Source organism: Epilithonimonas sp. (genome assembly GCF_036780765.1).
Taxonomy (GTDB): domain Bacteria; phylum Bacteroidota; class Bacteroidia; order Flavobacteriales; family Weeksellaceae; genus Epilithonimonas.
This window is the reverse complement of record NZ_DAIQCG010000003.1, coordinates 53,646-74,193: the sequence shown is the minus strand read 5'-3', so window position 1 is coordinate 74,193 and position 20,548 is coordinate 53,646. Positions and strand designations below refer to the sequence as shown.

Sequence of the window (20,548 nt, the reverse complement as noted above, 5' to 3'; positions counted from 1 at the left end):
GTATATTTATTTAAAATACTTTTTCAAAAATGCCGAAAGAACATCCTGAACAAGTTTCGATAACTAAATTTCTTTTTTTGATATGACTATAAATCTTTAACTCATCAGATTCTAATTCAATCAAATTCTTCTTCAATAATTTTTCAATTTCTGAATATCCCCACATTTGTAATTCGGGATTATAGGATTTCATCCATTCGATATATTTCTCTGAATTTTCAATATTATCTCTATCCACGTCATCAATTTTTTTAATCCTAGTCATTTCGTAACCACAGCCGTCACTGTAAACTTTCCTATTCAAAATATCTTTGATAAAATCGTCTTTATTAGTTTTTGTATTATAAAAAGAATTATGCTTTAAAATATAGGTGATGAATTCATTAGAAATTTTGCTGGAAATTTGTTTTACTTCATTTTCATACTGATTATAATCAATAATTTTTCCAATGTCTTTTCCTCCTAAGTAAAATAAATGTATTCTGACTCCTCTTCCTCTTAGAATATGATCAACAGAATACATGAATCTTAATTCATAAATACTTTCTTTCAAATCAAAATCAAGTGATCTTGTAATAGGATGATAATATTCCTGAATATCAATTATTTTTTCAAATTTCTCATTCTTAATATTCTGAATTTTGATTGAATCTGAGCTGAAAATCAAGTTCTCAAATTCTTTTTTAGCAACTTCATAATCATTCTTTTGACAGAAAACTATCAATGAGATTAAGGTCAGCAAAAAAGAAAAGATAAATTTCATTAATGTAATTTCTCCAAGTAATAAAGATACTCCGTCGTTCCCGAAGCTTTATGATTTCTGTTTTCTTCCTTGTCTGCACGGAAACGCTGATACTCGGTTGTAAATATATCATATTTCCCGAATTTGGAAAGTATATTTCTGATTTCACTTTCAGGCATCAATCCTTCGTTGTTGTAGCTTAGGAAAATGTGTTGAAATTTCGCATTGTTGATGAGTTCTTCAAAGCTTTTTGAAACTTCAATTTTACTACAATATTTTGATTTTTGATAATGTCGAAGTCCCGTTTTTCCTTTTGGTGAGAAGTTATCGTATTTCGCAATCGTGTTCAGAAGATGATAGTTGGCACCGTATTGTCGCGCGTTGTAAGGCGGATCGAGATACAGAATATCGCCTTCGATTGTTTTGATTAATTCGTTGGCATCTTCATTATAAACCTCGTGCTTGTTTTTAGTCAGTTCAAAATTAGCAGGCTGAAGTTCCAATTTTTTCTGCGCCGATTTTTTAATTTGTTTTAAAAACGCACCATAAACCGAAGCCGTGTTGGCAATTTTATCAGCCGCTTCCAAAAGTGAACAAAGCAGAAAATAATATTGATCTTCATTGATTTTCTCAGACAATTTCCACTTCTCAATTTTTTGCCTAATCGAATCTATTTTTTTTCCGTTTTCTTCTGAAAAATAAAGACGTTCAGATTTTCCGTTTTCCGAATATTCTTGTGAAATAAAACCAGATTTTCCTTCAAGAAGATTTAGCTCTTCAATCAAATAATCGAATTCAATTGTTTGATGATTTCCGATATAATTTCGGTTAAGAACATAACTGTAAAATTCGAAATCGTTGCTGATGATTTTCTTAGTTTCCGCTTTGAAATTACGTCCTACAATTCCGGTTCCGGCAAAGAGATCGCAAAATGTTTTTTCGGATAGATTTTTACCAACAACTTGATAAACACTTTTTTTGATAAAATCTGAAAGTTTGTTTTTGGAACCGATGTAATTCATTAATTAAGCTTTGATCCAAATAATATCAGACAGGATCGCGTGAGAATCCAAATTTAAGGAAACTAAATTGTCCTTGGAAAAATTACGCAGATAATCTTCAATCTTTTCTTGGATTAGAGTCAATTCGGTTTTCAGTTTCCAATGTTCGCTACTTTTCTCATTGAAGAAAATAATAAACAAACGGTTTTCAAGATGTTTTCTACCTTGCTGACTTTGATTTTGATAAAGCCATTCGATCAATTCTTTTTTATGATTAATCGAATAATCCAGACTCTTCCCAAATTGTTTTGGAAACACACTACTTTTATGATCAAAAGGAATTTCCGAGATATAAAAATCTACAGTTTTCGAAAACTGATTTTCTTCTTTTCTGACGTTTGGATGATTTGTAAATATTTGTTCAATCGCCTTTGCAGACCAGAAATTCAGCCAACGATTGAAAGCGTAATTTCTCAACTCTGAATCAAAATCTTTACATTGATTTTCCAGACTTTCAAAATCCTGAGTTTGGTAAATGAATTTCGTTTTTCTATCCCATTCATCCGATTGCTTTCTTCCCCACTTGTAAGGAAAATCAAGCCGCGTTTTGAGCTCGGATTCTAAGGATTGGAGATTCATTTGTATTTAAATTTTCATCCGATTATTTCTGAATCAACCTCATAATCTCTAAAGCCACTTTTAACGCTTCCGTCCCATCTTCCAAAGAAACCTGAACAGGCAAATCATTGTTAATGGCATTTGCAAAACTTTCTAGTTCGTCTAGGATTGCATTGTTGGGTTGAATGTTTGGATATTCGAAAAGAATTTGGTTTTTTTCGCCTTCCGCATTTTCGATAATCATATCAAAGTCAGACGGATTTTCCGGCGCTGGTTTCATACGGATAACTTCCGCTTTTTTCTCCAAGAAATCTACAGAAACATAAGCGTCTTGCTGGAAAAACCTAGATTTTCGCATTGCTTTCATTGATATTCTGGAGGTTGTCAAGTTCGCTACACAACCATTTTCGAACTCAATTCTTGCGTTGCAAATGTCCGGCGTTTTGCTCACAACGGAAACGCCACTCGCGTGGATTTGCTTCACTTTAGATTTTACCAAACTCAACAAAATATCCAAATCGTGAATCATCAAGTCCAAAACCACAGAAACATCCGTTCCTCTCGGATTGAATTCTGCCAATCTGTGAATCTCGATAAACATTGGATTTTTGATATAATCTTTAGCCCCAATGAAAGCCGGATTATATCTTTCAACGTGACCAACTTGCGCTTTGATTCCGAATTCTCTGCATTTGTAAAGAATTTCTTCTGCTTGTTGCAAGGTTTGTGTAACAGGTTTTTCGATGAAGAAGTGAATTCCTTTTTCAATCGCTTTTACAGCATAATCATAGTGATAAACAGTGGGCGTTACAATATCCAGCATTTCGATTTCATCCAGCAAATCTTCGAAACTTTCAAAATATTTATAACCCAATTCGGCTTCCAGTTTTCTTCCACTTTCCGCATCTTTATCGTGGAAACCAACCAATTCGTATTTTTCAGATTGATTCAGTAATCTCAAATGGATTTTCCCCAAATGTCCTGCGCCTACAAGTCCTGCTTTTATCATAGCTTATTTTTCTTCAGGAGGTAAATTTAAGAATTATCACAAATCCAAATAAAAAAAGACTCAGAATTTTTTAGCTTTCTGAGTCTTGTCACTTTTATTTTAATTTATGAATAGTCGAAATCTGTTTGATTTTCATCTCGTCTTGCATCCCAAATTGATAATATAATTATCTCTTTAACATTTATTTCATAGAAGATTAAATAATTGCGAACAATACTTATTCTAGTTTTTATCATTTGTTGTCCTTCCAATTTTTGGATGTTGTGATAACAAATCGATGGCTTCAGTAAATAATGTGTTGAGTTTTTTGCTGTAAGTTTTGGAGTTCAAATTTTGCAGAATTAGTCCAGACTATTTTTCGTTTAGCCATTTTTCTATTTCTTTTTTCACTTCTTCATCACTGGAAACTTCTCCATTTGTATATTCTTTTCTTGCTTCAGCGATTCTACTTTCTTGCTGTTTAGATAATAAGTAAATCTCTTCATCGAGTTCAAAATCCAAAAGTTTTTTGATTTCTTTTATCACTCGAATTTCCTTTAATTCGGTTATTCTATTAATAACATCTAATTTTAATTGTAATTCAGCGGAACTCATTTTCGAAATTATTTATATCAAATTTACAGAAAAAATTAAAAACTTAAATGTTTTCATTCTAAAAATATAACTTCTCCTTTCTCAGAACTTTCCTTCGCCGCTTCAATCACTTTCATAGTATGGAAAGCTTGTTTAGCAGTCACTGGAACTTTTTTGTCATTAACAATTGCGTTATAAAGGTCATCGTAGAAATCCAGATAATTTCCTTGAAAACTTGGGAAATTCACAACTCTATCGTTGTAAACCAAAAGTCCGGTTTTTTCCTCAGGTTCGGTTCCCCAATTGTCACGATTCGGAACTTTGCCCAATTTCAATTCATCTTCTTGGATGTCCGCTCTGTGTTTTAAAAAACTTCCTTTCTTACCGTGAAGAACATATGAAGGTGTCATTTCTTTTACAAAAAAACTGGCTTTCAACCTCACACGTTTGTCAGGATAGTAAAGAAGAATATCAAAATAATCATCAATCTGAGTGTTTTCTCGAGTTTTTCTAATGTCAGCAAAAACTTTTTCCGGATTTCCAAATAATGTCAAAGCTTGATCAATCACGTGCGAGCCCAAATCCATCAAAATACTTGCGCCAGGATTTCCATTTTCTTTCCACGCTTTTGGACTTAGTTCCGGATTATATCTTTCAAATCTAATTTCTGCTTCCACAATATCGCCAAGATAATTTTCTTCCAAAACTTTTTTCACGGTGCGGAAATCGCTGTCATATCTTCGGTTTTGATACACGCAAAGTTTCCGATTCTTTTCTTTAGCCAATTTGTGCAATTCTTCAGCTTCATCAGAAGTAGTCGTAAAAGCTTTTTCTACCAAAGCGTGTTTTCCGGCTTCCAAAACTTTCTTTGTGAATTCGAAATGCGTGTCAATTGGCGTATTCACAACAACCAATTCCGCATCGCTTTCCAGAACTTCTTCCAGAGAGTTAAAGCTTTTAACGTTTGGATAATCGGTTTGTATATTTTTTTTGCTTCGTTCGTATGCGCCTATCAGTTCAAATCCATCATTGACCTCAAGAAAAGGAGCGTGGAATAATTTCCCCGAACCGCCATAAGCCAACAAAGCAGTCTTTATTTGTCTCATAAATTTTAAAATAATTTTGATGATGCAATTTAACTAAATAAAAATTCAAGCCACAAAGCTTGCGACTTGAAACTTTATCGAAATATTTCTGATGTTTTAATTTGTCATTTATTATTGATATTTAATATGAAATGGCTTCGAGAGCCTCAGCCTGACATCGCTGAAAATAGACTGTCAATTCTAGATTTGTAAGTCTCAAATTAGTAAAATACATTCAAACTCTCGACTCTCAAAATCTCCAACCCAATCTATCCCATAATATGAAATCCGCCATCAACGTGACGAATTTCTCCAGTAATTCTGGTTTCTTTTCGGAAAAGATGAACAATCTCGTGCGCTAAATCTTCTGGCAAAGCATTCCCCAACGGACTGATTCTGTTCGCTCTTCCCACATCTTCAACCTTCAAAGTTGCGTTTCCAGCTTTGCTTCCCATATAAGGCGAGAATCTAATAGCATTGGCACGGATTCCGTATTTTTTTCCGAGTTCATAAGCCATTTCAATCGTTAATCTTTCAAGAGCCGCTTTTGCAATACTCATATTGATGTAAGGAAAAAACGAAACTTTCTCCGCAGCAATATAACTTAACGAAACAATCGAAGCGCCATTTTGCAAAACACCGTTCGCAAGTAAAGCGTGACAAAGTGTAACCAACGAAAACGCAGACACATTCATCGTATCATTGAATTCCTCTGCCGTAACTTCCAACATTGGTTTTACTGATTTATTTCTAATGGTTTTGTCCATTGCAATAGCGTGAAGAAAACCGTTCAGTTCAATATTTTTTGTTTTTAAATCATCCGCAAAATGACTTAAACTTTCTGGCAAAGTCACATCCAAAGGCGCTGTGTAAACATCTTTTCCCAACACTTTTTTACAAGCATTTTCGAAGTCTTCGTAATTTTTATTGAGAAAAGATTCTGCTTTTTCGGAAAGATTTTTGTGAAATGGCGTTACGCCTAAACCTGTACAAACCACTTTGCCGTTGTTCGCAAGAATTTTTTCAGCGGTTTTCATTGCGAGAGAATTTTCATCTGCAATTCCGGTAATTAGAAAAGTTTGATTGTCTAACATCTTGTTAATTAACAATTAATAATTAAAAATTAATGAATTAGCTTACGCTTTATAAAGTGCAGTTCCCCAGGTCCAGCCAGAACCAACTGCGGCAAACAATAAAAGATTTCCATCTTGTATACGACCGCTTTTGAATGTTTCGTCTAAAACAATAGGGATTGTGCCGCCGGAAGTGTTGGCGTACTTGTCCATATTCGTCATTACTTTTTCGAAAGGTATATTAGTTTTTCTCGCCGTTTCTTGCAAAATTCTGATACTTGGCTGATGAGGAATGACCCAATCTACATTGTCGGAAGTCAGTTGATTAGCTTCTAATATTTCGGTGATGGTTTCAGGTAAAACTCTTGTTGCCGTTTCGAAAACTTCTTTTCCATTCATTTGGAAATAATGAAGTCTCTGTTTTAAAGTTTCCTCCGAAGCCGGAATTTCTGAACCACCTGCCGGAATATTGAAGTGATATTTACCCGTTCCGTCAGCGTGCAATTTGAAATCGAAAAAGCCTTTATCTTCAGTCGTAGCGGATAACAAAATCGCGCCAGCTCCATCGCCAAAGAAAACCGAATCTTTTCTTTCCCAGTCGGTAATTGTTGAAAAAGTATCTGCTCCGATGACCAAAACATTTTTATACATTCCGGTTTCGATGAATTGACAGCCAATCGCAATGCCGTAAAGTCCACCTGAACAAACCGCAGAAATATCGAAAGCAACCGCTTGAGGTGCTTCCATTTTTTCCTGTACGAAACACGCTGTAGATGGGGCTTGTCTGTCTGGAGTGGAAGTGGCAACAATAATCAGGTCGATGTCTTTTGGTGAAACGTCTGTGTTTTCCAAAGCGCGCAGTCCGGCTTTGTAAGCTAAATCACTTGTTACTTCACCTTCAGCAATTCGGCGTTCTCTGATTCCTAGATTCTTAAAAATCCATTCGTCAGACGAACCTACTTTTTCGAAAAAATCATTCTTTAAAATTTTTGGCGGAACATACGAACCAGTTCCTTTGATGTAAGCTCTTAATTTCTGCATAACATTCATTCTATCATTCAATTAATGGGAAATATATTTAATTTTTTAATAAAAAAACAATCAAAGCTATAAAGTTTATTTTAGATATAGGTTAAATTTTTGATAATTTTTTAATTTTATGATTCCTGTTTGGAAATTCAAATTTTACTTCGGAAATTGCAGAAGAATTATTAAAGAACTAAAACTAATAATGAGAGATACTTACGTTCACAAAGGCAAAAGGAAACAATTAATCGATTATCTTCATCAGAAAATCGGGATTACTGATTCTTTTGTTTTGAATGCGATGAACGAAGTTCCGAGACATCTTTTTATTGAGAGTGTTTTTGAAGATTACGCTTATGAAGACCGTGCATTTCCGATTGCTGCAAAACAAACGATTTCTCATCCGTCAACTGTTGCTGAACAAACTGAATTGCTGGAAGTGAATGAAGGTGAAAAAGTATTAGAAATCGGGACAGGCTGCGGTTATCAGACCGCTGTTCTGATTCAAATGAAAGCTTTGGTTTACACGGTTGAACGCCAAAAAGATTTGTACAACTTTTCTACTAAGATTCTCAGAGAATTGGATATGAGACCTAAATTTCAGAGTTTCGGCGATGGATTTGCAGGTTTGCCAACGTTTGCACCTTTTGATAAAGTATTGGTAACGTGTGGCGCAGAAATTCTACCAACCGAATTATTAAAGCAGCTAAAAGTTGGTGGAAAAATGGTGATTCCGTTGGGGAAAACTGATGAACAGATTCTTTACAGATTTACTAAAATTTCTGATACGCAATTTGAAAAAGAGGAATTTGGAGTTTATAAATTTGTACCGATGTTGCAAAATAAATCACATTGATTGGTTGATTGTTGTCGGTTGAAAGTTGGTAGGAAATTGATTTTTTAATAACGAATGTCGAACCTTTGCGAAGCTGTAGCCCGACTTGAACGGAAATCCTTTTTTGCTTGTTCTCAAGTTCTATTTACTTTGAAAAGTTCTGCAAAAAAGATTGGGAGTGGAAGGCGGAAATAGCTGCCCAAAAAAATTATAAGAAAATGAATACAAGACAGGAAAAAATGGAAGCTTTTGGAAGGCTTCTCGATATAATGGATGACTTGCGGGAAAAATGTCCGTGGGATCAGAAGCAGACTTTTGAAACCTTGCGCCATCTGACTTTGGAGGAAACTTACGAATTGTCTGACGCACTTTTAAATGAAGATTTGCAGGAAATCAAAAAGGAGTTGGGCGATGTGTTGTTGCATTTGGTTTTCTATGCAAAAATCGGTTCTGAAAAGAAGAGTTTTGATATTGCTGATGTCATTAATTCTCTGAACGAAAAATTGATTTTCCGTCATCCACATATTTACGGTGATACAGTTGCAGAAGATGAAGAAATGGTAAAACAAAACTGGGAAAAGCTGAAATTGAAAGAAGGGAACAAATCTGTGCTTTCTGGCGTGACAAAAGGAACTCCGAGTTTGATAAAAGCTTACAGAATCCAAGATAAAGTGAAAGGAATTGGCTTCGAATTTGATTCTGCTGACGAAGCTTGGGAGAAAGTGCGAGAAGAATTGCAGGAATTTCATCAAGAGACTGATAAACATAAAAAAGAAATAGAGTTGGGAGACGTTTTTTTTTCTTTGATTAATTATGCCAGAATCTCCGGAATGAATGCAGATACGGCTCTTGAAAAAACCAATTCAAAATTCATTTCCAGGTTTCAGAAAATGGAGGAAATTGCCATCAATAAAAACTTGGTTTTGGCTGATTTGAATCTTGTTGAAATGGATGAACTTTGGGAAGAGGCGAAGGTTTCTGAAAAATAAAATTTCTTCGTTTTATTTAATTTGTATATTTGGTTTAATTAAAATTTTAAAACACATCAAACTATGAAAGGTAAAGGTTGTATTGTATTAATCGTTATTGTAGCGTTAATCGCAATTGTGGGATTTTGGGCAGTTGGAATTAGAAATGGATTTGTAGCTCAGGAACAAACTGTGAATGCCAAATGGTCAAACGTGGAAACTGTTTATCAGAAAAGAGCGAACCTAATTCCGAATTTGGAAAGAACAGTAAAATCTTATGCTAAATTCGAGTCTGAAACTTTAACAAAAGTAGTAGAAGCAAGGTCAAAAGCCACTTCAGTTAACATCGATCCGACAAATATGACCGAGGCGGATATGGCAAAATTCCAAGCGGCACAAGGCGAATTGAGCGGTTCATTGAGCAGATTATTAGCAGTTGTAGAAAGTTATCCAAACTTGAAAGCTGACCAGCAATATATTAACTTCCAAAGAGAATATACAGCGATTGAGAATAGTATTCGTTCAGAAACGGTTTACTATAATGATGCTGCGAAAGAATATAACACAAATATCAAAAAGTTCCCGAACAACGTTATCGCAAACTTCTCAAACTTCAAAGAAAAACCATATTTCAAAGCTGAAGCTGGCGCAGAAAAAGCACCAAGTGTTTTCTCAGAATAATGACAGATTTTCTTACCAATACAGAGATGGCTTCCCTTGTGGAGGCCATCAAAATAGCTGAAGACCATTCTTCGGGAGAGATTCGTGTGCATATCGATTCTACGAGTGAGGATAATTTTGCAAAAAAAGCTTTCGAGATATTTCGTTCGTTAGAAATGCATCTGACCAAAGAAAGAAATGGCGTTTTGTTCTATGTGAATTTCGAACAACATTATCTCACGATTATCGGAGACGAAGGCATTCATAAAAAAGTAAAGCAAACATTTTGGGATAATCTTCACGATGAGATTACTGCCGAATTTGCAAAAGAAAATTACTACAAAGGTCTGAAAGATGCCATTCTGAAAACCGGACTCGAACTGAAAAAATATTTCCCAATATCTGGGGAAAATATCAATGAATTACCCAATGATATCAGCTTCTCTTAAACGATATATTTTCGCATTATTCCTGATTTTTGGATTATTTTCCAAAGCTCAGTTGGTGCCGGAAAAACCTGCAGTTCTTTATCCGGTTTATGATAAAGCAGGGTTGTTGTCGAAATCTGAAAAAGACGCGCTGAATCAAAAACTAATCAAGTTTTCCGATTCTACTTCTACAGAAATCGAGGTCATTATTCTTCCAACTACAAGTGGTGAAGACGTGAATTATCTCGCAACAATGTACGGAGAAAAGTGGGGAATCGGACAAAAAGGTGTTGATAACGGTGTGGTTTTCCTGATTGCGACAGAAGACAGAACTATGTCTATTCAGCAAGGTCGTGCGGTGGAGCAATATTTAACGGCTTCGGTGGCGGGACAGATTTTGGATTATCTTGTAACGCCAGCTTTTAAAAACGGAGAGTTTTATAACGGAATTGACCGTGGAACTTCTGCAATTATGGAAGCAGTTCAGGGGAAATTTAAACCGATTGTCAAAAAACAACAGAATGAAAGCGGAATAAGCGTTGGAGCTATTATTTTAATCATTGTAATCATTATCATTTTGATAAGTATAATTAATGGAAATAACGGTGGTGGAAATTATGACGAGGATGATTATACGCTATCAAGAAAAGGAAGACGAAGATACAGAGGCGGATTCTTTCCATTTCCGGGAAGTTTCGGCGGAGGTGGATTTGGTGGCGGAAGTTCTGGAGGCGGAGGCTTTGGCGGTTTCGGCGGAGGCGGAAGTTTTGGCGGAGGTGGTGCTTCTGGCGGATGGTAAATTAAGAAATGAATATATAATAAAACCCAGATTTTTGTCCGGGTTTTCTTTTTGATTAGAATTATTATCAATTTCGTAACAATCCAAATCAGGACATCACGTAAAAAATCACTATATTTACGAAAATCGAGATTTCTTTGAAAAAAACATTGGTTCTATTTGCTCATCCATACTTCGAACATTCTACCACAAATATTAGATTGTTAGAATGTTATGATGATATGGACAATGTCACGTTTCGAGATTTGTACGAGGATTATCCAGATTTTCATATTCAGCCTTTTCGGGAAAGAAAAAGAATTGTAGAATATGAACGCATTATTTTTCATTTTCCCATCATTTGGTTTGGTTTGCCACCATTACTGAAACTTTGGATAGATGAGGTTTTTGATATGCGCTGGATTTCTGAGAACGGTATTAATATTCTTTCTGGAAAAGACGCGCTTATTATTACAAGTGTTGGCGGAAGAGAAAGTAATTATAATTCAGAAGGAAAATATAAAACCGAGGTAGAAGAATTACTTTCTGGACTCAGAGTTTCTTTGCACGTTAACAATATCGACCTTAAAAAAATACACATCATTTATAATGCCGACAATCTGCACGAGACAGAGCTTAATCTGCTTTCCGAAGAGTTGGCTGAAACTTTAAAAATAGAATAGATGCAAGGATCCATTGCGATGACAATTCTGATTTTTCTTGGAGCGGCCATTATTATGGTTCCGTTAGGAAAGAAACTGGGATTGAGTTCTGTCATTGGTTACATTCTTGGTGGAATTTTGATTGGTCCGTTTTGCCTTCAACTGACAGGACGAGATGCAGCAGATATTATGCACGCTTCGGAATTAGGTGTTGTGATGCTTTTGTTTTTGGTTGGACTGGAACTGGAGCCTCATAAACTTTGGCAAATCAGAAAAAGAATTCTGGGGTTAGGACTCAGTCAGATGATTCTGAGTATAGTTGGGATTTTCTTTGTGTTCTATGTTGCAGGATTTGGATTAAAAAAATCACTGATCATATCGCTCTGTTTCGCAATGTCATCTACAGCAATTGTTTTACAAACTTTAAAAGAAAAAAATCTTTTCAGAACGGTAAGCGGAGAATCATCGTTTTCAATCTTATTATTTCAGGATATTGCTGTTATCCCGATTCTGGCATTGCTTCCATTTTTATCTAAATCCGAGAGTGCGGTAAAACAGTCAGAACATGAGGAAATTCTGCTGCAATATGTACCAGATTGGCTACAGCCTTTTACAGTTATTTTGGGAGTTTTGGCTTTGATACTGTTAGGGCGCTATATTTTTATTCCTTTTCTGAGATTTGTGTCGAAGTCTGGCTTAAATGAATTGCTGACTGCTGCTTCGTTATTTTTAATAATAGGAGTTTCGGAACTGATGATCTCTGTGGGTCTGAGTCCGGCTTTAGGTGCTTTTATTGCTGGTGTAATGTTAGCTAACAGCGAGTTTCGCCACGAGTTAGAAAGCGATATCGACCCCTTTAAAGGATTATTACTGGCGGTTTTCTTTGTAAGTGTAGGCGCTACAATCAACTTCAATATCATTGCAGAAAAACCTTTCTTTGTTTTCTCGGCAGCATTTATTGTTTTGGCAATCAAAGCAGTGGTTCTTTTTGCAATTGGAAAATATTATAAGATGAACAATGAGCAAAGTTTTTTTCTGGCTTTTGCATTATCTCAGGTGGGAGAATTTGCATTTGTTCTCGTTAATTTTGCAGCGAGTCTGTACCTTATTGATTATCAAGCTAATTCGGAGCTGATGGCTATTGTCGCAATTACAATGTGTATTTCGCCACTGCTTTTGATATTCAAAGAAAAAGTTTTGGATAATCGTTTTATTAAACAAAAAAATGAAGAGAATACAGAGCTTGGCATCATCAAGCAAAGAAAAATAATTATAGTGGGTTTTGGATTTTTTGGCAGTACAGTCGGTCGTCTTTTGAAGGCCAACGGAATCCATTCAACCGTCCTAGATAACGACCCAGACAGAGTTGCTTTGTTAAGGTCGAACGGTTTTAATGTTTATTATGGTGATGCCACCAAACCTGCTTTACTACGAGCAGCAGGAATCGAAGAAGCTGAGCTTCTTGTGCTTTGTCTGGATGATCCTGAAAAAAATAAATTTTTGGTAGATTATTGTAAAGAAAATTATCCCGATCTGAAAATATTTGTCAGGGCCAAAAACCGCTTAGATGCCTATGATTTTCTAAATAAGAATGTTAATAATATCTATCGCGAGACCTTGGGTACAGCTGTGGATATGGCAGTTGATATTCTGAAAGAAAACGGAATGAGAAAATATACGGCCCGAAGAATGGGCAAACGTTTTATGCTGATTGATAAAGCAATGACCAAACGTTTGGCAAAAGAAAAAGACAAGGATAAGATCACCTTCACCCTGCGGGAATCTCTGGAACGTGAAGCCGAATTACTGGCTCTGGACAGTATTTCCTTCGAAGAAAATCATTGGAGCGGAGAAGGAGAGGAGGATGATAAATAAATTCATTGGGGGTAGATTAATCCGCTTTCTACTCCAAGTCTGTCCGTATGAGACTTTCGAAGAACCAGTTCCAGTCGCGCTGGAGATTGGTTTTACAATCCACTTTAGTCAATCATTAGACCAGAAAGTTTTCTAATTTCAAAGTTTCTCTTTGATTCTAATTAGATTAATTCCTCACTTTTCATTACTTTTATTCCCCGAAATAATTTCTATTTTATGAAGAAAATAAGAACGACTTTACTGGTCACTTTCCTAGCCTTCAACGCAGGAAATATGACCATAAATGCTCAGAAGAAAACAGCTTCTGCAACCACACAAAAATCTATGAACAGTAATCCATTTCTTAAAAAAAGTCCGTTGCAATACCAAGCTCCGGAATTCGATAAAATAAAAGATGAACACTTCAAACCCGCTTTCGAAGTTGGTTTGAAAGAGCAATTGGCAAACATTGATAAAATCGTCAATAACAAAGCTGTTCCAACTTTTGAGAATACCGTTTTGACTTTAGAAAACAGCGGCGAAACCCTTGGAAGAGCGACGATTCTTTTTTATAATTTGACGAGTTCTAATACCAACGACCAACTTCAAAAATTAGAAGAAGAATATGCTCCGATTTTTGCCTCACATTCGGATAAAATTAATCTGAATGAAAAGCTTTACAAAAGATTAAAAGCAGTCCAAACTGATAAATTGGATGCGGAAAGCAAAAGATTAACTGAATTTTATTTGACTAATTTTGAAATTGCTGGAGCTAATCTTTCTGCTGAAAACAAAGAAAAATTAAAAGAAATCAATCAGCAATTAGCCACTTTAGCGACTCAATTCAGTAACAAATTATTGGAAGCTAGAAAAAAAGGAGCTGTTTTGATTTCTGATGTCAAAGAATTAGACGGACTTTCTGCAGACGAAATTGCTGCAGCAGCAAACGATGCAGAACAAGCCGGCCAAAAAGGAAAATATCTTCTGGCTTTACAAAATACAACACAACAACCACTTTTGCAGAATCTGAAAAACAGAGCCACAAGAGAAAAACTCTTCAAAGCATCTTGGACAAGAGCTGAAAAAGGTGACGAAAACGATACAAGGGAAACGGTTGAGAAATTAGCAAAATTAAGATTGCAAAAAGCTCAACTGTTCGGGAAGAAAAACTTCGCTGAATGGAGTTTGCAAGATCAAATGGCAAAAACACCAGAAGCAGCAATGGGACTTTTGGCTCAACTGGCAAAACCTGCAGTGGAAACAGCTAATCGTGAAGCTAAAGAAATTCAGGAAGTGATTGATGCACAGAAAGGAGGTTTCAAAGTTGAACCTTGGGACTGGAATTTCTATTCTGAGCAAGTGAGAAAAGCCAAATATGATCTTGATGAAAACGAAATAAAACCTTATTTCGAAGTGACAACGGTTTTGGAAAAAGGCGTGTTCTACGCTGCTGAACAATTCTACGGCATCACGTTCAAAGAAAGAAAAGATCTTCCGGTTTATCATCCGGATGTTGTAGCTTACGAGGTTTTTGACAGAGACGGAAAATCTTTGGCGCTTTATTATTTGGATTTCTATACCAGAAGCAACAAAAGTGGAGGCGCTTGGATGAACAATTTTGTTCCTCAGTCTCATTTATTAGGACAGAAACCAGTGATTGTTAATGTTTACAATTTCCAAAAACCTGCAGCAGGAAAGCCTTCTTTGATTTCTTATGACGATGTAGAAACTATGTTCCACGAGTTTGGTCATACCTTGCACGGCTTATTTGCAGACCAAAAATATGCATCCATTTCTGGAGCTAATACACCGAGAGACTTTGTAGAATTCCCTTCACAAATCAACGAGCATTTTGCTTTGGAACCAGAGATTTTGAAAAATTATGCTTTGCATTATCAAACCAAACAGCCGATGCCTCAGACTTTGATTGATAAAATCAAGAAAGCATCGAACTTCAATCAAGGTTATGCAACAACAGAATTGGTAGCTGCTGCGACTTTGGATATGAATTGGCACACGGTAACTTCTGACAGCCAGTTGATTCCGGTTTTAGATTTTGAAAATCAAGCCTTGTCCAAATATGGATTGTTAGTTCCACAAGTTCCGCCAAGATATCACACGCCTTACTTTGCACACATTTGGGGTGGTGGATATTCGGCAGGTTATTACGCTTACCTTTGGTCAGAAACTTTGGATTCTGACGCTTGGGAATGGATAAAAGCCAATGGCGGAATCAAGAGAGAAAATGGTGACAGATTCAGAAAATATATCCTTTCTGTCGGCAACAGTGTAGATTTGAACAAAGCTTTTGAAGAGTTTACAGGTCATAAAGCAGACATCAAACCTTTGTTGAGAAGTAGAGGTTTTATCAAATAAATTTAAATAGTCTCTCCTTAAACCACCTATAATTTACTGATTATTAGTATTTTGGGTTTAAAATAGCTTGTTTTTTATTGCAAGAATTTGTATCTTAGAGCTTTAAAACCTTGCAAATATGTTGGGGAAAAATCCAGAAAAGAAGCCAGAATTATTCCGCCCAATGTTGGTGGATTTTATTGACCACGAGCATGAACTTGTTCTACTTTCAGAAAAAATAGATTGGAATTATTTTGAGAAAGAATTTTCGCCCTTGTATTCCAAAGTGGGCAATCCGAGCCATCCGATTCGGTTTATGGTGGGTTGTTTGCTACTGAAACATTTGTATAATTTGGGCGATGAGACGTTGGAAAAAGCCTGGATCATGAATCCTTATATGCAGTATTTTTGTGGCAGGGTTTTCTTTGAACACGAATTTCCTTGTGACCCGAGTAATTTTGTTCATTTCCGAAAAAGAATTGGCGAAAAAGGTATCGAAAAAATCTTTGCCTACAGCGTAAGAATGCACGATGCCAAGACGAACACCTCAAATTTTGTTTTGTCCGATACTACCGTTCAGGAGAATAATACCTCTTTTCCTACCGATGCAAAATTGTGCAAAAAAGTGATTGATTATTGCAACAAAATAGCCGGAAATGAAGGCATAAAACAAAGACAACGCTACACAAAAGTCAGCAAACAAATGGTGCGCAACACCTACAACGGAAAACATCCCAAGCGGGCAAAAGCGGCAAGGAAATCTCAAAGACAGCTCAAAACCATCGCCATGAGGCTGATTCGTGAATTGCAACGGAATTTTAATGCAGAACAGCAAGAATTTTATAAAGATTTAATTACATTGTACACCAAGGTTGTCACACAAAAAAGAAACGATGCCGATAAAATTTACAGCATTCACAAGCCTTTTACCCGATGTATTGCCAAAGGAAAAGCGCATAGCCAGTATGAATTTGGGAATAAGGTAGGTTTGATAACCACCGCCAACAAAGGCAAGAAAATCATTCTCGGGATTAAAGCATTTTTGCAAACTCCTTACGATGGTCACACCATAGAACCACTTTTGGAACAGATGGAAACCGGTGGTCAAAAGCTCCCAAAAGAACTCCTTTACGATAGAGGTGGCAGAGGAAAATCAGAAATAAAGGGCGTGAAAATCTCCATCCCAAGCACTCCAAGAAAAAAAGACACTGCTTATCAAAAGCAAACAAAGCGCAAAAAATTTAGAACCAGAGCGGCAATAGAACCTATCATCGGACATTTAAAAACCGATTTTAGGCTGGCAAAAAATTACTTCCTGGGAGAAACGGGACCACAAATCAATGCATTACTAGCTGCAACCGCTTGGAACCTGAAGAAAATGATGGAACTACTGAAACACAAAATTATTTTCTTATTTTATAAGATACAAATTATGCTGTTTTCTAATCCTGTTTTTAAAAATAAATTAAATAGTGGGTTTTGTTAAGGAACGACTAAATAAAATTAAAAGAAACGTTTCCAATTCGGAAGCGTTTTTTTTGTAATAATTTGGGCGGACAATTCGCGCTGTTCAGGGGTTTCGTCTAGCAAGATTTTTGCAAAATATTGCTAGACCGCTCGCTGCGCTCGCGCCCTTACCATCACGGCCGCAAGGACGTCTTCGAAATTAACAATCCCCAACCAATTGAAGATTTTTTTAATTAACTTCGTTTTAAATTCAACATTTTTTGAGAAAACTATTATTTCCTTTCTATTTTTTAATATTAATTTTTATCGTTAGTTGTAATCCCAAAGAACAAAATCAAACTAATGAAATCGAAACTAAAAACATTGATAAAAAAGACTAAGTCTCGTTTCTTAAGACTTGTTGTGTAATCTGGGCGATTTCTTCCGTCATTTCCAATGCTGAATTTCATTCTACCTTATTACATTCTGTTCAAAATCTCTTTCTTTTTAGTTTCGTAATCTTCGAGAGAAATCAAATCATTGTCTAGAAAAGCTTTCAATTTCAGAAGTGTTTCCATAGGATCTTCTGTTGGTGTCTCTGCTTTTGGCTCTTGCGGTTCTGCAGGCTTTTCTTGATTTTCGTTTGGCGTATTGAGAACAATTCCTCCCGCTGCGGCTCTTCTTTCTTCCAGTTCTTTTCTCTGCGGTATTCTATCATTTCCTCTTCCTTGCCTTGAGCATATTGATAAAGTTTTCTGGCTTGAGATTTTGGAATATAATCTATTGTTTCAATGAATCCCGTGATTGCAGTCATTGTAAAAGTGGAGCCTAAAATAGCCTCGCTAATATGGCTCTCTGCAACATCTTTCCAAAGATAATCGTTGAAATCTGTCACCAATCCAAAGGATTTCGAGCGGAAAAACAAGATTCTTTTATTCGTAAGAACAATAGAATCTGGGGAGATATTGATTGCAGGTTTATTTTGTACTGCGATATACTCTACAGTTTCTCCGTTCGTTAGCAGGTCATTTACTTTTTCTATGATTTTTTCTACAGCTTTCGGGTATTGTTCTTCGTTGAGGTATTTCTTGAGATTATTAATCATTATGTGGATTTTTGTAATTGAGTTTTGTTTAAGTTCTTATCTAATGTGAAATTTTAAAAACCAAACCGAACGACTCTTGTCCATTCAAAAAAATTAACTCAAACCATATTTCTCAACCAACGGCTGAAGCTTTTCCGGATAATAAGTCAATCCGAATTTTTTATCAAGGTCAGCAACTTTTTTAGCAATATCTGGTTCTTCAAAAGTGACATTGCGTTTGATAACTTCGGGGATGATTTTGTGATAGATTTCCTCAAGGTAATCTTCAAAGTTTTGATTAAAATACATATCGACAAGCTTCAGGTCTTCGGTCCCGTTATTCCAAACAACGTGAATAATTCCTCGCGGTCTCAGATGCCAACTTCCTGCAGGAACAGTAACAACTTCTTCGCCCATCAAAATAGAAGCTGTCCCTTCTATCACAGACATCAGCTCATCCAGATTGTCGTGTTTGTGAGGCATTCCTGCAATTTTTTTAGATGCTAAAACTGCTTCTACACAGGAAAATTGCATATTGGTTTGGGAACTGTGTACCAAGGTTCTCATATTACTTCCCATTGGTCCGGCTTCCAAAGGTTCTTTTGGAGGAATCAGAAATGGTAATGGCGGTTTTTGAGTGTTGGCTTCCTTTTTATCTTCTTTTTCATTACAAGAAATAAGAGGCGCAAGAAATAATCCTGCAGTTACAAGTCCTAATTTTTGAATCGCATCGCGTCTGGAGTTGGAATTGTCTTTCATCATTATATTTTTTTGAATTAAAATTAATAATCGTAATCGGTTCTTTTTCAACGAAGTGAATGTACAAAAACAAAATGAATAAATCTAACCTGCTAATTGATGAAAACAAAAAAGCAAAACCAATTTCGGCTTTGCTTTTATATATTGAATGTTGTGAAGTTTATTTCTGTTTCAATTGTTTTAAGATTTCTTCTCCAACACTTTTTGCAGATTGTGGATTTTGTCCTGTGATTAGTCTTCCGTCAGCTACTACGTGATTCTGCCAAAGTCCAGATTTTTCAAAAATAGCACCTCTTTCTTTCAATTGATTTTCCAATAAGAAAGGAACTACATTTTCCAGTTTTACTGCGGTTTCTTCTTCATTAGTGAAAGCATTTATTTTTTTGCCATCAACCAGATATTTTCCGTTTGATAATTTAAGGTTCACAAGAGCAGAAGGACCGTGACAAACCGCACTTACAATGCCATTATTTTCATAGATTTTTCTTGCAATATCTTGGAGTTCTGTATTGTCCGGGAAATCCCACATTGTTCCGTGTCCGCCAGCGTAAAAAATTGCAGCATATTTTGAAGGGTCAACCTCGGAAGGTTTCATTGTGTTTTCAATTTTTGCACGATATTCTTTATTTTCCCAGAATTCTTTGTTCACAGCGTCTTCCAAATTAAGTCCGTCAACTGGTGCTTTTCCACCTTTTGGACTTACAAAATCGATGTCATAACCGGCAGAATGAAGAACTTGCCAAGGATGAGAAACTTCACCAAGGTAATAACCTGTTGGTTCATTTGTGTTTCCTTTTTTGTCGTGACTTGTGACCACGAATAAGATTTTTTTGTTCATAGCTTTTTTGGATTTCTTATTCTGTGCATTTGCAAAATTGAAGACAGAAACAACTGCAAATAAAACAGAGAAAATTAAAACGTTGGTTTTCATTATCACAATTTTAAAATTTAATACTGCAAAATTCTAAAAAAGAGAGACAGAAAGAAAGGATGTAGATCAATGTTTTTTTGTGATGTACATCACATTATTTTGATAACCTGCTGAGAGTTTCTCTGGAAACACCGAGATAAGATGCGATGAGGGATTTTGGAACGCGTTGAAAAAGAGAAGGATAGTTGCTGAGCATTAGCTCATAACGTTCTTTTGCATTGTGGGTCAAAAGTGAAAGAATCCGTTGCTGAAGTGCAATGTAACCGAAGTTTGATTTTTTTCTGAAAAAATGTTCAATCTTATGAAGGTCTGCACATATCTTTTCGCGATTTTCCAATGAAATGGAAAGAACTTCTACATCTTCTATACAATCTATATTAAGAGTAGAATTGGTCTGGTTAAAATAGGCCTGAAAATCGGTAACCCACCAGTTTTCCCAAGCGAACTGAAGAATGTGCTCTTTGCCATCATCAGGATTGATGTGATATGCTTTCAGCAAACCGGAAACTACAAAATGGTCGTTTCTAACAAGCTCACCTTGCTGAACCAAAAACTGATGTTTCTTAAGTATTTTGACAGAAAAATGAGATAACAGATAATCGAATTCTCTATCCGTAATCGGAGTGATTTCTTCGATATGTTTTCTTAGTTTGTCGCTCAT

The 20,548-nt window shown here is 35.9% G+C and carries 22 protein-coding genes; 9 read left to right on the top strand and 13 right to left on the bottom strand.

Annotation, left to right across the window (positions count from 1 at the left end):
• Positions 1-10: 10 nt before the first annotated feature.
• The 8 genes from V7P73_RS06865 to V7P73_RS06830 all read right to left on the bottom strand — a co-directional run bounded on the left by V7P73_RS06865 (position 11) and on the right by V7P73_RS06830 (position 7,142).
• Positions 11-763, bottom strand: coding sequence for a hypothetical protein (locus V7P73_RS06865; RefSeq protein ID WP_333852189.1), 753 nt, complete (start codon positions 761-763; stop codon positions 11-13).
• The gene (locus V7P73_RS06860) at positions 763-1,764 is read right to left on the bottom strand and encodes a DNA adenine methylase (RefSeq protein ID WP_333852188.1); all 1,002 of its coding nucleotides are present in this window, start codon (positions 1,762-1,764) and stop codon (positions 763-765) included. The genes V7P73_RS06865 and V7P73_RS06860 overlap by 1 nt, the downstream gene beginning before the upstream one ends.
• A gap of 3 nt (positions 1,765-1,767) precedes the next feature.
• Positions 1,768-2,382 carry a hypothetical protein gene (locus V7P73_RS06855; protein WP_333852187.1) on the bottom strand — a complete coding sequence of 205 codons (615 nt, stop codon included), beginning with the start codon at positions 2,380-2,382 and terminating at the stop codon, positions 1,768-1,770.
• 22 nt (positions 2,383-2,404) lie between these two features.
• Positions 2,405-3,370, bottom strand: a complete 966-nt coding sequence (locus V7P73_RS06850; protein ID WP_333852186.1) for a Gfo/Idh/MocA family protein — start codon at positions 3,368-3,370, stop codon at positions 2,405-2,407.
• Between the two features lie 351 nt (positions 3,371-3,721).
• A complete protein-coding gene (locus tag V7P73_RS06845; protein ID WP_333852185.1) occupies positions 3,722-3,964 on the bottom strand; it encodes a hypothetical protein in 243 nt (80 codons plus the stop codon).
• A 53-nt stretch (positions 3,965-4,017) separates the two neighbouring features.
• Positions 4,018-5,049 carry a Gfo/Idh/MocA family oxidoreductase gene (locus V7P73_RS06840; protein ID WP_333852184.1) on the bottom strand — a complete coding sequence of 344 codons (1,032 nt, stop codon included), beginning with the start codon at positions 5,047-5,049 and terminating at the stop codon, positions 4,018-4,020.
• 248 nt (positions 5,050-5,297) lie between these two features.
• Positions 5,298-6,122 (bottom strand): SDR family oxidoreductase, encoded by an 825-nt coding sequence (locus V7P73_RS06835; protein WP_333852183.1) that lies wholly within the window; start codon positions 6,120-6,122, stop codon positions 5,298-5,300.
• A gap of 42 nt (positions 6,123-6,164) precedes the next feature.
• Positions 6,165-7,142: a 3-oxoacyl-ACP synthase III family protein gene (locus tag V7P73_RS06830; protein ID WP_333852182.1), complete on the bottom strand. Its 978-nt coding sequence runs from the start codon at positions 7,140-7,142 to the stop codon at positions 6,165-6,167.
• A gap of 190 nt (positions 7,143-7,332) precedes the next feature.
• Between V7P73_RS06830 and V7P73_RS06825 the strand changes: the two genes are divergently transcribed.
• The 9 genes from V7P73_RS06825 (at position 7,333) to V7P73_RS06785 (ending at position 17,153) form a co-directional block, all read left to right on the top strand.
• The gene (locus tag V7P73_RS06825) at positions 7,333-7,983 is read left to right on the top strand and encodes a protein-L-isoaspartate(D-aspartate) O-methyltransferase (RefSeq protein WP_333852181.1); all 651 of its coding nucleotides are present in this window, start codon (positions 7,333-7,335) and stop codon (positions 7,981-7,983) included.
• A gap of 197 nt (positions 7,984-8,180) precedes the next feature.
• Complete coding sequence (gene mazG / locus V7P73_RS06820; protein ID WP_333852180.1) at positions 8,181-8,951, top strand: nucleoside triphosphate pyrophosphohydrolase; 771 nt, start codon at positions 8,181-8,183, stop codon at positions 8,949-8,951.
• 63 nt (positions 8,952-9,014) lie between these two features.
• Positions 9,015-9,611 (top strand): LemA family protein, encoded by a 597-nt coding sequence (locus V7P73_RS06815; protein WP_333852179.1) that lies wholly within the window; start codon positions 9,015-9,017, stop codon positions 9,609-9,611.
• Positions 9,608-10,039 carry a TPM domain-containing protein gene (locus tag V7P73_RS06810; RefSeq protein WP_333852673.1) on the top strand — a complete coding sequence of 144 codons (432 nt, stop codon included), beginning with the start codon at positions 9,608-9,610 and terminating at the stop codon, positions 10,037-10,039. Before V7P73_RS06815 ends, V7P73_RS06810 begins: the two co-directional genes overlap by 4 nt.
• Positions 10,020-10,817, top strand: coding sequence for a TPM domain-containing protein (locus V7P73_RS06805; RefSeq protein WP_333852671.1), 798 nt, complete (start codon positions 10,020-10,022; stop codon positions 10,815-10,817). Before V7P73_RS06810 ends, V7P73_RS06805 begins: the two co-directional genes overlap by 20 nt.
• 137 nt (positions 10,818-10,954) lie before the next feature.
• The gene (locus V7P73_RS06800; RefSeq protein ID WP_333852178.1) at positions 10,955-11,479 is read left to right on the top strand and encodes an NAD(P)H-dependent oxidoreductase; all 525 of its coding nucleotides are present in this window, start codon (positions 10,955-10,957) and stop codon (positions 11,477-11,479) included.
• Positions 11,480-13,333, top strand: a complete 1,854-nt coding sequence (locus V7P73_RS06795) for a monovalent cation:proton antiporter-2 (CPA2) family protein (protein ID WP_333852177.1) — start codon at positions 11,480-11,482, stop codon at positions 13,331-13,333. It abuts the gene before it with no gap.
• Positions 13,334-13,606: 273 nt separating this feature from the next.
• On the top strand, positions 13,607-15,688 hold the full coding sequence (locus tag V7P73_RS06790; RefSeq protein ID WP_333852670.1) for a M3 family metallopeptidase: 2,082 nt from the start codon (positions 13,607-13,609) through the stop codon (positions 15,686-15,688).
• Positions 15,689-15,806: 118 nt separating this feature from the next.
• Entirely contained in the window at positions 15,807-17,153 is a 1,347-nt protein-coding gene (locus V7P73_RS06785) for an IS5 family transposase (RefSeq protein WP_333852176.1), read from the top strand.
• A 277-nt stretch (positions 17,154-17,430) separates the two neighbouring features.
• Here V7P73_RS06785 and V7P73_RS06780 read toward each other — a convergent pair whose 3' ends face one another.
• The 5 genes from V7P73_RS06780 to V7P73_RS06760 form a co-directional block, all read right to left on the bottom strand.
• Positions 17,431-17,583 (bottom strand): hypothetical protein, encoded by a 153-nt coding sequence (locus V7P73_RS06780; RefSeq protein ID WP_333852175.1) that lies wholly within the window; start codon positions 17,581-17,583, stop codon positions 17,431-17,433.
• A gap of 92 nt (positions 17,584-17,675) precedes the next feature.
• On the bottom strand, positions 17,676-18,218 hold the full coding sequence (locus tag V7P73_RS06775; protein ID WP_333852174.1) for a PH domain-containing protein: 543 nt from the start codon (positions 18,216-18,218) through the stop codon (positions 17,676-17,678).
• A gap of 93 nt (positions 18,219-18,311) precedes the next feature.
• The gene (locus V7P73_RS06770) at positions 18,312-18,959 is read right to left on the bottom strand and encodes a cupin domain-containing protein (RefSeq protein WP_333852173.1); all 648 of its coding nucleotides are present in this window, start codon (positions 18,957-18,959) and stop codon (positions 18,312-18,314) included.
• A 157-nt stretch (positions 18,960-19,116) separates the two neighbouring features.
• Positions 19,117-19,887: a type 1 glutamine amidotransferase domain-containing protein gene (locus V7P73_RS06765; RefSeq protein WP_333852172.1), complete on the bottom strand. Its 771-nt coding sequence runs from the start codon at positions 19,885-19,887 to the stop codon at positions 19,117-19,119.
• 94 nt (positions 19,888-19,981) lie between these two features.
• Positions 19,982-20,548: a Crp/Fnr family transcriptional regulator gene (locus V7P73_RS06760; RefSeq protein WP_333852171.1), complete on the bottom strand. Its 567-nt coding sequence runs from the start codon at positions 20,546-20,548 to the stop codon at positions 19,982-19,984.